The sequence below is a fragment of the Negativicutes bacterium genome (genome assembly GCA_021372785.1).
GTDB lineage: Bacteria > Bacillota > JAAYKD01 > JAAYKD01 > JAAYKD01 > JAJFTT01.
In genome coordinates this window covers 1-13,735 of record JAJFTT010000005.1, presented here as the reverse complement: position 1 = coordinate 13,735, position 13,735 = coordinate 1, and the positions used below count along the sequence as shown (strand labels likewise).

The window sequence follows — 13,735 nt, the reverse complement described above, 5'->3', positions numbered from 1 at the left end:
CGTTAAAATATGCACACCCCTGATGCTCAAAAGGGGTTTCAAATTTAACGATTTGAAAGCCAGCAAAACGGCAAAACGCCAAGGTTCAAGTCAAGTGTCCTGTAAAAACGGCTGTTCTAAAACACTAACTATTGCTACAAGGCAAAAAGCACAAAGCCCGAAAGTGGCTTGAATCAAGCACTTTCGGGCAAAAGGAAAACCACCTACCGAACAAACGGAGTTTAGCAATAGATGGTGTTAGATTTGGCGGAGAGGGTGGGATTCGAACCCACGGTCGCTTGCGCGATCACTGGTTTTCAAGACCAGCTCCATAAACCGCTCGAACACCTCTCCATATTGAAATCCTGCACATTGTAGCATAGCCGGCTGGCAAAGTCAAGTTTGCGAAATCGATCTGCCGGCTGCAAAATCTTTTGGCATCCGCTTAACAAAGGGACCCGCCGGGAGAAAAGATTCGACGGATCCCTGCTGCCGATCGGTAAGAAATTACGCAGACATCCTCCTGAAACAGGAGTCCAGCCGAATTTCGGCTAATGAATTTCTGCAACGGCTTCCACTTCCACCAAACAGCCGTAATGCAGCGCACCACAGGGCACAACCATCCGGGCCGGTTTGTGTTCACCAAAAAAGCGGGCATATTCCAGATTCATCTGATCCCATAAGGCAACATCCGGTAAATAGATACGGCACATCACCACATCCGATGGCTGCAAACCGGCTGCCTGCAGGACTAAATTCAAATTTTGCAGAGCCTGGCGTGTTTCGGGTCCAATACCACCTGCCGGGATTTGTCCGCTGGCGGGATCCCGCGAGAGTTGGCCGGAAATGTAGAGCGTCTTGCCGCTGATCATACCCGGCGTATAGAATCCGGGTTTTGCCTGAGAAAATTCTGTCTGAATCAATTGCATATCAATCACCTTTCCCCCTGAATAGCCTTCACCGCATCGTACGGCTGCCATCCGACCGCACCGCTAAAATTCTTACAGCCTAAGATTCTTCATCGTATCACACGGCTCCTGCTTTTAAAGCATCGTCTTGCCGCCCATATAAACGCGCAGCGCTGCCGGTATTCTGACATTTCCATCCGCCTGCACGTTATTCTCCAAGAAAGCAATCAGCATCCGCGGCGGCGCCACTACGGTGTTGTTCAAGGTATGGGCAAAATAATTGCCGCCTTCTTTGCTTCTAATTCTGATGCCCAATCGACGAGCCTGGGCATCACCAAGATTGGAGCAGCTGCCAACTTCGAAGTATTTCTGTTGTCTGGGCGACCAGGCTTCCACATCGATACTTTTTACTTTTAAGTCCGCCAGATCGCCGGAGCAGCATTCCAAGGTGCGCACGGGAATATCCAGGGAGCGAAAGAAAGCAACGGTATTTTCATAAAGGGTTTTAAACCAGGCCCGGCTGTCTTCCGGTTTGCAGACAACGATCATTTCCTGTTTCTCGAATTGATGCACCCGGTAAACACCGCGTTCTTCAATCCCGTGCGCGCCAACTTCTTTGCGGAAGCAAGGCGAATAGCTGGTGAATTTCTGCGGCAGTTCTTCTTCATCCAGAATACTATCGATGAATTTGCCAATCATGGAGTGTTCGCTGGTGCCGATCAGGTACAAGTCTTCTCCTTCTATCTTATACATCATGTTTTCCATTTCGGTAAAACTCATGACACCGGTAACGACGCTGCTGTGGATCATGAAAGGAGGTACACAATAGGTAAAACCACGATCAATCATAAAATCACGGGCATAGGAAAGCACCGCCGAATGCAAGCGGGCAATGCTGCCTTGCAGATAATAGAAACCGGAACCGGCCGTTTTTCGGGCGGCGTCGAGATCGAGCCCCTGAAAGTGTTCCATAATTTCAACGTGATAAGGCACTTCAAAATTGGGAACCAATGCTTCCCCAAAACGTTCAATTTCCACATTTTCACTGTCATCTTTGCCAATGGGGACCGTAGCATCGATGATATTGGGGATCACCAGCATGCGTTCCCGAATCTCCAGAGGCAGCCGCTCTTCCAGTTCCTTCAATTCTTCCAGTTCGCGGGCGATATCAGCTGCCAAAACTTTGCTCTGCTCCGCTTCTTCCCGTTTGCCCTGTGCCATTAATTTGCCGATTTGCTTACTGACCGAGTTGCGCTGACTGCGCAGATAATCTGCTCTGGTTTTGGCATCACGCAGGCGGAGATCCAGTGCAACTACTTCATCCACTAAATGCAGTTTCTGCTCCTGGAATTTTTTCCGGATATTTTGCTTTACAAGTTCCGGGTTCGTACGAATCAATCGAATATCAATCATAATCTGTCAGCTCCTTGCGATTTTTCTGGATGAATCAGCTTTGATTTCGTAGATATTTATTTGGAGTAGACTGTTCGGAACAACTGTCAAGTTCGGATAATTTGCGTTTTTACTACCCCCTTCTTCAGCAAAAACCGGATGGTCTGCGAAAAAAAAATAAAAAAGCTCTTTCACACCATACGAAACGCATGGGACGAAAGAACTCCGCGTTGCCACCCAAATTGCCGATCCTCAAACCGACCACTCAATTGTATGATAAAGGATACGAACCTTCGGTTTATCACCGTTTGCTCAAAAAGTGGATAGATTCCTGCCCTTACCGGTTTGCACCAGCCACCGGCTCTCTGCATAGCGCAAAGAATCATTGCTTTTATCATTGCAAGTTTTATTCTGATGTCTTATTCATTATAAACCGCGGCCGGAGGAAATGCAAGAGAAAGATAGAAACCTTTGCTTCTGCTTGGCAGTGAGTCATCTTCTTTCAGATTCATTTTTGCTACTGTGTTGAAAAACAGAAATGAATTTTACGTGAAAACCTTCTGAATGATTTGAATATTCCTCAAAAATATGATATGCTGAAGTTGTATTTTTATTTGACTTTCGGTTTCATTTCAGCAAATAGGATAAAGATGATTCAGTAAAAAAATATAAGAGGTGAGCATTTCATGAAAAGTATCGTTCTAATCGTTGATGACGACCCCAATATTCGTGAACTGTTGGAATTGTATCTGGAAAAAGAAGGCTACGATTGTCACCATGCCGCGGATGGTGACGAAGCGATCGCCAAAGCAAAATTATTGCAGCCTGCTTTGATTCTGTTGGATATCATGCTGCCAAAGAAGGACGGCTGGCAAGTCTGCCGGGAAATCCGGAAAACGCTCTCAACACCAATTATCATGATTACCGCCAAGGGAGAAGAACCCGACAAAGTGACGGGTTTGGAAATCGGAGCGGATGATTATGTGACCAAACCTTTCAGTACAAAGGAACTGATGGCTAGAATCAAGGCGGTCATGCGCCGGAGCCAAAAAATTGAGATGAACGAGCAGGAAGAAGAGATGAGTTTTGGCAATCTCTACATGAACATGACGCAGCGTCTGATCACAATCAACGGCATTGCAGTCAATCTCACCCCAAAAGAAACCGAGCTGCTCTGGTTTTTGGCTAAAAATGTGAACCACGTTTATAGTCGGGAGCAATTGCTGGAAAATGTTTGGGGTTATGAGTATTTCGGCGATGCGCGGACGGTGGATGTACATGTCAAGCGTTTGAGAGAAAAATTGAACATAGCCGAACCGGAAGGATGGCTGATCAAGACCGTCTGGGGTGTTGGCTATAAGTTTGAGGTGAGCGAAGCGTGAAAAAACTGCATATCCGCAGTTTATTCAAAAAGCTCTTTGTCAGCTTTGTTTTAGTTGCCCTTGTCACGGTTTTTTCTTTGGGTATTTTTCTGCCGAGTCAATTATCGAATTACCTCACAGAGAATGCCCGCAGCCGTTTGGAGGAAGAAGCTCGTCTGATTATCCCATCAATCAGTATTTTTTTCAGCGGACGAATCAGTTTTGATGCCATGCAGCAAATACTCACTACCATCGAATATTTCTCCAGCGCGCAAGTCTTTCTAACCGACTGTAACGGTCAGATCCTGGTCACCAGCGCCGGTTATGAAACGAATGTACGGGGTCAGTTTATTGCTGAGGATGAATTATTCGACTTATTGCAGAATAACCAATTCTCCCGGCAAGGTTACAATCCGCGTCTGGCCACCTATGCCCTAACCTTGGCTTTTCCGATTCGACAGCTGACTGCCGAGCAAATGTCCATTGTCGGTACTTTGTATCTGGAAACGCCGCTGGATGTGATTGGCGCTTCTTCTGCCATCATTCAAAAACAAGCTCTGATCATTGTCCTGATCAGTTTTGTGCTTGCTTTAATCTTGGCCTATATTTTTTCCCGGCATATTGCCGAGCCGCTCTATGCGTTGACCGTTGCCGCCCAGTCGATGGCGCGCGGAAATTACGCCATAACAATTCCCTATGATGAAGATGATGAAATCGGTGACTTAATTGAGAGCTTTAACAATCTTTCACGCTCGCTGCAAAAAAGTATCGATTCTTTGCTGACCGAAAAAGGGCGGATGGAAAACCTGCTTCGCTCACTAACGGAAGGCGTCATCGCTACTGAGAATAACGAAACCGTTGTTTTATTTAATCCGGCTGCCCAGCAGCTGCTGGCGATCCCTCTGGACGAAAACCCCAATGGTAAAAAACTAAGTGCCTTGCACCTGCCGGCAGAACTCTATCAAATGATGTCGGAAGATTCCACCAGCATCGTCACAAAAATCCTGTCTTTTAGCAACGAACGTTTTGTGGCTGTTACTGTTTCGCCTGTGTTGGACCGGCTGGGGCGTTTTACCGGACATGTAACGGTGCTGCAGGATATTACGGAAGCGCACACACTGGAATTGCAGCGGAAAGCGTTTGTCGCCAATGTCTCCCACGAGTTGCGCACACCGCTGACCTCCATCCGTGGTTTTGTCGAAGGGATCCTGGACGAAACGATTCCCCTGGAATCCTCACCGCGTTACTTGAATATCATTCACAAAGAAACAATCCGTCTTACCAAGCTGATTCAGGACTTATTGGAGCTTTCTTTTATCGAATCCGGTCAAATCAAACTTCATCGCGAATGTGTGCCGCTCTTGCCCATACTGAGCCGCCTGGCAATGCAATGCAAGAGTGCTACCGGCAAGGAAAGTCAATTATTTACGGTGCGATTTGACATGGCTGAACCTGCCGTTTGGGCGGATCCCGACCGGCTGGAACAGATTTTGATGAACCTGATGTCCAATGCCTCTAAATTCACACCTCCAAACGGCACAATTCAGATCATCGGTGTCAGTGTCGGTCAGAAAATGGAAATCACGATTCAGGACAGCGGTCCCGGTATTGCCGCTGAAGACCTGCCTTATATCTGGGATAGATTCTACAAAGCAGATCATTCCCGCAGCAAAGAAGGCACCGGTCTTGGTCTTTCCATCGTGCGTTCCCTGATTGAAGCGCATGGAGAAAAAATCAGTGTCAATAACGATCCTTTGGGTGGTTGTTGCTTCACCTTTACGATGCCGGTCTGCTTCGACAGTGGTGAAGACGAATTAGGCAGTGATGAAATCAGCACAGAATAGGCCGGCAATTTGCAGTGTTTGCCGGCAAAAGACGCACTGTTCTACCTGTATGCCAAGACAAAATGAGAACCGACTCAGTAGTTTCTGCTGAGGTGGTTCTCATTTTGTCTTCTTTCACATCATAGACCAACAAGTTCATTGGCTGATAGCGATCCGCGGCAAGCTCATGCAATGTAGAATGCGGCTTTGCCGGGATCTTCACCGCCATTCAGTCGATCTTCAACGCGCAGTAATTGATTGAATTTGGTCAGCAGCAGTATCTTATACTATCTGGTCTGAAGGCAATTTTAGAAATGAAGATTATAGAATGCGGCTTTGCCGGGATATTTACCGCCATTCAGTCGATCTTCAATGCGCAGTAATTGATTGAATTTTGCAATGCGGTCTGTCCGGCAAGGCGCTCCCGTTTTAATTTGTCCCGCATTGGTCGCAACCACAATGTCGGCAATGCTGGTGTCCTCCGTTTCACCGGAACGGTGAGAGATCACAGCGGTATAGCCGGCACGTTTCGCCATTTCAATACACTCCAGCGTCTCGGTCAAGGTACCGATTTGATTGAGCTTGATCAGGATGGAATTGGTTACTCCGGCTGCGATCCCTCTGGCCAAGCGCTCCGGATTGGTCACGAACAAATCATCACCAACCAATTGAATTTTCTGACCCATCACATCCGTCAGTAATTTATAACCTTCCCAATCGTCTTCCGCTAAACCATCTTCCAGTGATATAATCGGGTAGCGCTCGGCTTTGTCAACCCAGTAAGCCACCATTTCCTCTGAAGTAAGATCGAGATGATCCCCGCTCAGATGATATTTTCCTTCGGAGTAGAATTCGGTCGCTGCCGCATCAATGGCGATGCAGACTTGTTTACCCGGTATGAAGCCAGCGTTTTGAATGGCTTCCACAATTAAAACCAGGGGTTCTTCATTGCTCTGTAAATTTGGTGCGAAGCCGCCTTCATCCCCGACCGCTGTCTGATACCCTTTGGTTTTCAATACTTTCTTTAAGCTATGATAAATTTCAGCGCCCATCCGCAGAGCTTCCGACCATGATTTGGCGCCAACCGGCATAATCATGAATTCCTGAATATCAACATTATTATCTGCATGTTTACCGCCGTTTAAGATATTCATCATAGGCACCGGCAGTGTCTTGGCATTGACTCCGCCGATATATTGATAAAGCGGCAACTCCAACGCCGCCGCAGCTGCTTTGGCGGCAGCCAACGAAACGCCCAGTATAGCATTGGCACCTAATCTGCTTTTATTGGGAGTAGCATCCAAGTCAATCAGTGCCTGATCGAGTGCCGCCTGATCCAGGGCATCCATACCGATTATCACCGCAGCAATGGTATCGTTGACATTTTCCACCGCCTTCAGCACGCCTTTGCCGTTGTAACGCTTTTTGTCGCCGTCCCGAAGTTCCACCGCTTCATAGGTTCCGGTAGACGCTCCGGAAGGAATCGCGGCTCTGCCAAAACCTCCGCATTCCAGAGTCACTTCCACTTCAATGGTTGGATTACCGCGGGAGTCAAGAATTTCACGGGCGTAAATATCAGAAATTGTGGTATTGATCATGCTGCTGTCTCCTTTATTTTTGCTTTGCCGACCAAAGTAAACTTTGACCGGTCATTTCCTCCGGTTGCTCTATTTGCAGCAACGATAAAACAGTTGGCGCCAGATCGGCCAAACGGCCGCTATTGCGGAGCCGCAAATCGGCATCGGCAGAGATTAAGAGACATGGTACCGGCCATACCGTATGAGCGGTATATGGTTCACCGGTCGTTTCATCTACCATTTGCTCAATATTGCCGTGATCGGAGGTAATGAGCATACTGCCGCCGACTGCTTGAATTGCCGCTACAACCTTTTCGACCGACTGGTCCAGTAGTTCCATCGCCTTGATAGCCGCCTGCCAATTACCGGTATGCCCCACCATATCCCCATTGGCGTAGTTGACGACGATCAGATTATGCCGGCGATTGTGAATCGCTTCTACTAATTGGGACGTAATCTCCGGCGCACTCATTTCCGGCTGCAAATCATAAGTGGCTATTTGCGGGGAAGGAATGAGAATCCGGTCCTCTCCGCTCAATTTACGTTCGACGCCGCCATCAAAAAAGAAGGTCACATGGGCATATTTTTCGGTCTCTGCCAAACGCAATTGCCGCAAGCCCGCTTTGGCCACTACTTCACCCAGCATATTCTTCATATTAACCGCTTGAAAAGCCGCCGGGATATGCAAAGAAGCATCATATTCCGTCATGGAAGCCAGATCGATTTTCGGCTGGACGCAGCGTAAAAACCCTTTGAAATCCGGTTCCAGCAAAACTTGGCAGAGTTCTCTTGCCCGATCCGCCCGATAATTGAAAAAGAAAACCTGATCTCCATCTTGTAAAGGAGTGCTGTCATTGATCACAGTGGGCAGAATAAACTCATCGGTAATCCCTTCGGCATACGCCCGGCTGACAACTTGCGCGGCAGAATCTGCCGTTTCCCCCTTACCTTCTGCCAGGGCTTGCCAGTAACACTGCAGCCGCTCCCAACGATGATCCCGATCCATGGCGTAAAAGCGTCCGCTGACCGTGGCGATCCTGCCGACGCCGATTTGCTGCATCGCCGCTTCCAACTGACTGATATAATCCTGAGCGCTCTGCGGCGGTACATCTCTGCCGTCCAGGAAAGCATGGACATAAACCCGGGACAACTTCTCTTGTTTCGCCATGGCTAATAAATTGATCAAATGCTGCAAATGGCTATGCACTCCGCCATCTGAAAGCAAACCCATCAGGTGCAGCGTTTTTCCGTTTGCTTTAGCCCGCCGCATCATCTGCAGGATGACTTCATTCTTTTGGAAATCGCCGTTTTGAATGGCTTGATTGATCAATCCAAGGGATTGATAAACAATGCGTCCGGCGCCGATATTCAGGTGGCCCACATTACTGTCTCCCATCTGACCAGCTATCAAACCGACGTCTGCTCCGCTTGCCTGTAAACTGCACCAAGGGTGGTTGCGGAACAATTGGTCAAAAACGGGTGTATCTGCTGCCGCAAAAGCATTGTGCTCCAAGCGGGCGGAAAGTCCCCATCCATCCAGGATACATAGAACGACCGGTCTAATTTCATTCTCCATAATTTTTCTCCGCCCGGGCGATTATACTCAAGAATTCTTCGGCCGCCAAACATGCTCCACCTACCAGAGCCCCATCAATCTCCGGCTGCAACATATAGTCAAGAATATTACCGGCTTTCACGCTGCCGCCATACAGAATTCGAATTTCCTTGGCCCATTGAGAGCCAAATAAGCTGGCGCAAGTTTCGCGAATCGCAGCGATCATATCATTTGCCAGCGGAGCGCTGCAATTTTTACCGGTTCCGATCGCCCAAATTGGCTCATAGGCGATGACTATTTGATTCGGTTTCAATTCAGTCAAATTACCAATAGCGTGGATGACTTGATTCCTGACATATTGTGTCGCTTCGCCGGCATCCCGAATCGCCAGGCTTTCACCCACGCAGAGCACGGACACCAACTCGTTTGCGAAAGCCGCCTTCACTTTTTCTTCTACAAAGTCATCCGTTTCCGCCAGAAGTGTTCGGCGCTCGCTATGCCCAACCAAAACATACTGACATCCGGCTGCTTTCAGCATTGGCGCTGAAATTTCGCCTGTATAGGCACCAGAATCGGCCGGATATACATTTTGCGCTCCGATCGACCACTTCGTTTTGGGCAGAATCAGTGCAGATTGCGGTATCATCAGGTAGGGGGGGCAGATCACCGCTTCCACCTTCCCGGACAATTCAGCCTTTGCCAGTGCTTGTAAGAGACCGAGAGCCGGAGTAGAAACAGGATTCATTTTCCAGTTACCGATAATCAAAGGCTTTCTCATCATAACACCTTAACGATCCGAGAGACAGGCGACGCCCGGCAGTGTCTTACCTTCTAAAAATTCTAAAGACGCTCCACCTCCGGTAGAGATATGCGTCATAGCGGCAGCAAAGCCGGCTTTTTCTACAGCGGCCGCAGAATCGCCGCCACCAATTATGGAAATAGCGGAAGATTCTGCAATTGCTCTGGCAACAGCAAAAGTTCCGGCAGAGAATTGATCAATTTCAAATACGCCCATCGGTCCGTTCCAGATCACCGTTCCGGCAGAAGCCAAAACCTGACCGAAAGCAGCCACAGTGAGTGGACCGATATCGAGCGCTATTTCATTGTCAGCGATTGCGTTTGGAGCGACGATTCTGGTTGCAGCATCGGCCGACACCACGGTCGCCACGACCAGATCCTGCGGCAGCAACAGCGCTACGTTTTTCTCCACTGCTTTGGCCATAATTTCCCTGGCCACTTCTACTTTATCCGCTTCAACCAAAGAAGCGCCCATCTCAACACCTTTGGCCAGCAGGAACGTATTCGCCATACCGCCGCCAATGATCAGCCCATCCACTTTAGTTAGCAAATTCAGCAAAACAGCGATTTTATCCGATACTTTCGCTCCCCCAATCACCGCAATCAAAGGACGCTTGGGCTGTTCCAGTGCCATTCCTAAATACTCCAGTTCCTTCTCCATTAAAAGGCCGGCGCCCGCAGGCAAATATTTTGTGACTCCGACCGTAGTAGCATGGGCACGGTGCGCAGCGCCAAAAGCATCATTGATAAACAGATCGGCATAGGAAGCCAATTCTTGAGCCAAGGCGTCTTCATTCAATTCCTCACCCGCGTGAAAACGGCTGTTCTCCAACAGAAGTACTTCACCGGGTTTTAAATCTGCTGCAGCTTGCTTTGCGAGCGGTCCGACAAATTCCTGACAATATTGCACCGGCATCCTCAGCAATGCTTCCAATCGCTGAGCAATTTTATTCAGGCGATATTTTTCATTGATTTTTCCCTGCGGACGTCCAAAATGACTGGTCAGAATGACAGCAGCGTGGTGTTCCAGTAAATACTGTATCGTAGGCAGAGCGCCGCGGATTCTGGCATCGTTGCTGATTTCGCCCTGCTCATCCGTCGGCACATTGAAGTCCACTCTCAGCAAAACCTTTTTTCCCGCTACATCAAAATCACGCACAGTTTTTTTCAAAACGATCAATCCTCCTTACTGACAGTTTAAAAAACAAAACGGCTCCAGTCTAAGCCGCCTTGTTCTGATTCTGACTTGCCTTACAGTCAAAAAACTCCGCTCTCTTTGGCTGCGGCGCAGCAATCTTATAAACCTTGGCGGGCAATAAAGACAGCCATATCGCATAAACGGCAGGTATAACCCCATTCATTATCATACCAGGCCAGCACCTTCACTTGATTGCTGCCCATGACCATAGTTAAAGGAGCATCGACAATCGCGCTGTAATTGGACCCTTTCAAATCAATGGAAACAATCGGATCGTGACTGACCAGCAAAATACCTTTCATCGCGCCTGCGGCAGCTTCTTCAAAAGCCGCATTGACGGACTGTACACTGACAGGCTTTAGGGTATCCACCACCAAATCGACAATTGAAACCGTAGGTGTGGGAACGCGCAAAGCAAGCCCGTCCAGCTTTCCCTTTAACGCAGGCAAAACAGAGGCCAATGTCTTTGTGGCACCGCTGGTAGTTGGAATGATGGATAATGCGGCCGCACGGGCTCTTCTTAAATCTTTATGAGACTTATCCAGGATATTCTGATCATTGGTATAAGCGTGAATCGTGGTCATAAAGCCTTTTTCAATCCCAAATTTATCCTGCAGTACCTTCGCTACCGGAGCTAAACAGTTGGTAGTGCAGGAACCATTGGAAATGAGATAATGATTTTTAGGATCATACATCTCTTCATTGACTCCCATCACCAAAGTGACATCTTCATGGTGACCGGGTGCCGATAAAAGAACTTTTTTTACGCCAACCTGCTGATATAAGAGCGCCTTTTGCTTCTCTGTAAATTTACCGGTACAATCAATCACCATATCTACGCCTAAATCCGCCCAGGGTAAATTCTGCGGTTCTTTTTCTTGTGAATAACGGATCTCTTTATGATTGATGATCATCATGTTAGGCTTCGTTTCCACTGCACCATTCCATGTGCCATAGCTGGAATCATACTGAAACAAATAAGCCGAACTCTCAACCGGACCATTGCTGTTGATGGCAACCAGTTGAATATCCGAACTGTCTACCAACATGCGAGCTGCCAGACGTCCTATTCGTCCGAAACCGTTGATGGCGACTTTAACCATAATGAATAACCCCTTTCTGATTGTGAAATGAACTATATTCTATCAATTCGCTTTTAAATAATAAATTCCTCTTTCCGAATCACATAATGTACTATATATTCGAGATGAGATCGGCTGTCTTTTAGAATTAGGACATCATTAATAATAGAATGCAATCTCAGAAAAATCCTTGCGGAACAGATAACAGAAGAAATAATTACCGTTTTCTGTACAACAAAAAACTGTCCCGCTTTAAAAAAAGCAGGACAGTTTTTTAAATTATATCTTTAGTAAATGGAGCCAGTCACCGAACAGGAAGGTCAAACGACCGATTAACAAGGAAATACGAGCCATAACGGTATTACCGAATGATGCGCCGAAGCCGATCATGATGGCAATACGACCCCAGTTGGCTGCATATTTGAAAACACCTTTACGCTCTACCGTAAAGAAGAAGTAAACCAAAACACCTAAGACAATGGTCACAAAAAGGATATTGTTGAAACTGTTCCAAATATCCAGGCTGCCTTTGGTCATCACAACCAACGGTTTGATGGACTGGGTCATCTGGGTGAAGAATGGGATAACCTGACGGGCGGATAGCACCAGGGCGGCGTTATATCCTATCCAGAAGGACATCGGAATACGGGCGATCCAGGCATAAGGACGATACATATTGAAGTAAATCAAGAGACCAATAACCATCGGGATAATTTCCCACCAGGTGCCGGCAGTCGGCATCGCGGTGATGGCAGGCTTGATGGTGTTGTTCCAGGTAGTGACAATACCATGAGCCGCTGAGGTGCCCACATACAAATGCTCGGCAATCCGGTAAATCGGATTTTCTTTATACAGTAGAGAAAACAACATCAGGGTTATTAAGGCCGAGAGCCAATTTCCCAGTGTTGGAGTTAAAATAGCTTGCATTATAAAAGTCACCTCCTAATTATTTCACTTCTCCTGCTCTTTTTGCTGCGAAGTAACCGATATTACCCAAAATCAAGAACAGAATGATAACGACATGCCCCATCGATTGTGAGTCCATACCGCCGGTAGCAGCACCCAGCTTACCGGCAATTTTCTCCAGATAAGCTGCACCGGAAAGGCCGGAGACATTCCCTTTGAGCAAGCCTGCTTGATAATAATTGGTCATAGTCGGTGTATTTACAGCTACCGTTGCGCTGACAATTGGAACGCTCTCAGTGGAATTCCATTGTTGAATCCAGGCGGTCGGACCGGGATCGCCGGAATTGAAAGTTACAACGCAGCTAAAGTCCTTTGCTTTGGTTGCATCCTTCATCATTGGGATTGAGGTTAATTTAGTCCCATTGGTATCAACACCGCCATTGCAAGCGCCGTATAAGTCGGTTCTGGACTGTTCCAGGAAAGACTGGTAGCTTGGTTGATAACCCAGGTTACAATAATCAACGCCGTATTCGGCCTTGTATTCCGTAGTAATCGGATCTCCCCAAATCTTGGCAAAGCTATTTCCTTCAGCCCATAAAGCGATGAAATAAACTTTGTGGCCGAGTTCAAACGATTTTCTCACCAGGACATCAAAAGCCGGTTTTAATTCGGTAATACCGGAAGCGGATGTATCGAGCGAATATAATACCTTAGAACCTGCCGGTAAACTGGTTATATAGTCGTAGGCTGCCTGGGTTGGTTCGTCGGCTGGGACCGGCAAACCCAAAGGATAGAACATGGGAATAGCAATTGCCAGAACCATGATGAGATAAAGAATACGACGGTCAATCCCCATTAATCTTTTATACCACGGCATATTGATTGTGCCTCCTTTTCGTTTTTACAGTGATTCGGTTATTCTGCCATATAACCGCGTTCGATCCCGAACAGGTTACGAGCACCTTGTGCAAATGCGCCGAGAGATACGCCAAGAGAAATACCACGGATTACCGGTGTGTTGAAATAGTTCATGATCCACACTTTAATCTGCGGCAAAATAGGGGAAATTGCAGAACCAATGGAGGTGCCGCCCAACATGACAAAACAGGCAGATAACAGAAGCGCTGTCGCTTCCAGGCTGCGGGCGCGGAAGGCA

12 protein-coding genes and 1 tRNA gene are annotated in these 13,735 nt (G+C 47.6%); 2 read left to right on the top strand and 11 right to left on the bottom strand.

What is annotated here, in order from left to right; all coding sequences use genetic code 11:
• Window positions 1-244: 244 nt before the first annotated feature.
• The 3 genes from LLG09_00780 to serS form a co-directional block, all read right to left on the bottom strand.
• A tRNA-Ser gene (locus tag LLG09_00780) sits at window positions 245-333 on the bottom strand.
• A gap of 197 nt (window positions 334-530) precedes the next feature.
• A complete protein-coding gene (locus tag LLG09_00775; GenBank protein ID MCE5195657.1) occupies window positions 531-908 on the bottom strand; it encodes a RidA family protein in 378 nt (125 codons plus the stop codon).
• Between the two features lie 114 nt (window positions 909-1,022).
• Window positions 1,023-2,300 (bottom strand): serine--tRNA ligase, encoded by a 1,278-nt coding sequence (gene serS, locus LLG09_00770; GenBank protein MCE5195656.1) that lies wholly within the window; start codon window positions 2,298-2,300, stop codon window positions 1,023-1,025.
• Between the two features lie 665 nt (window positions 2,301-2,965).
• Between serS and LLG09_00765 the strand changes: the two genes are divergently transcribed.
• Complete coding sequence (locus tag LLG09_00765) at window positions 2,966-3,661, top strand: response regulator transcription factor (GenBank protein ID MCE5195655.1); 696 nt, start codon at window positions 2,966-2,968, stop codon at window positions 3,659-3,661.
• Window positions 3,658-5,484 carry a cell wall metabolism sensor histidine kinase WalK gene (locus LLG09_00760; protein ID MCE5195654.1) on the top strand — a complete coding sequence of 609 codons (1,827 nt, stop codon included), beginning with the start codon at window positions 3,658-3,660 and terminating at the stop codon, window positions 5,482-5,484. The genes LLG09_00765 and LLG09_00760 overlap by 4 nt, the downstream gene beginning before the upstream one ends.
• A 287-nt stretch (window positions 5,485-5,771) precedes the next feature.
• Here LLG09_00760 and eno read toward each other — a convergent pair whose 3' ends face one another.
• From eno to LLG09_00720, 8 genes are all read right to left on the bottom strand, one after another.
• Window positions 5,772-7,061: a phosphopyruvate hydratase gene (gene eno / locus LLG09_00755; GenBank protein MCE5195653.1), complete on the bottom strand. Its 1,290-nt coding sequence runs from the start codon at window positions 7,059-7,061 to the stop codon at window positions 5,772-5,774.
• Window positions 7,062-7,074: 13 nt separating this feature from the next.
• Entirely contained in the window at window positions 7,075-8,616 is a 1,542-nt protein-coding gene (gene gpmI / locus LLG09_00750; protein ID MCE5195652.1) for a 2,3-bisphosphoglycerate-independent phosphoglycerate mutase, read from the bottom strand.
• The gene (gene tpiA / locus LLG09_00745) at window positions 8,606-9,373 is read right to left on the bottom strand and encodes a triose-phosphate isomerase (GenBank protein MCE5195651.1); all 768 of its coding nucleotides are present in this window, start codon (window positions 9,371-9,373) and stop codon (window positions 8,606-8,608) included. Before tpiA ends, gpmI begins: the two co-directional genes overlap by 11 nt.
• A gap of 9 nt (window positions 9,374-9,382) precedes the next feature.
• The gene (locus LLG09_00740) at window positions 9,383-10,564 is read right to left on the bottom strand and encodes a phosphoglycerate kinase (GenBank protein ID MCE5195650.1); all 1,182 of its coding nucleotides are present in this window, start codon (window positions 10,562-10,564) and stop codon (window positions 9,383-9,385) included.
• Window positions 10,565-10,689: 125 nt separating this feature from the next.
• Window positions 10,690-11,697, bottom strand: coding sequence for a type I glyceraldehyde-3-phosphate dehydrogenase (gene gap / locus LLG09_00735; GenBank protein MCE5195649.1), 1,008 nt, complete (start codon window positions 11,695-11,697; stop codon window positions 10,690-10,692).
• 255 nt (window positions 11,698-11,952) lie between these two features.
• The gene (locus tag LLG09_00730) at window positions 11,953-12,600 is read right to left on the bottom strand and encodes a hypothetical protein (protein MCE5195648.1); all 648 of its coding nucleotides are present in this window, start codon (window positions 12,598-12,600) and stop codon (window positions 11,953-11,955) included.
• 19 nt (window positions 12,601-12,619) lie between these two features.
• Entirely contained in the window at window positions 12,620-13,456 is an 837-nt protein-coding gene (locus LLG09_00725) for a hypothetical protein (protein ID MCE5195647.1), read from the bottom strand.
• 38 nt (window positions 13,457-13,494) lie between these two features.
• On the bottom strand, window positions 13,495-13,735 hold a 241-nt coding region (locus tag LLG09_00720), incomplete at its 5' end, for a hypothetical protein (GenBank protein MCE5195646.1).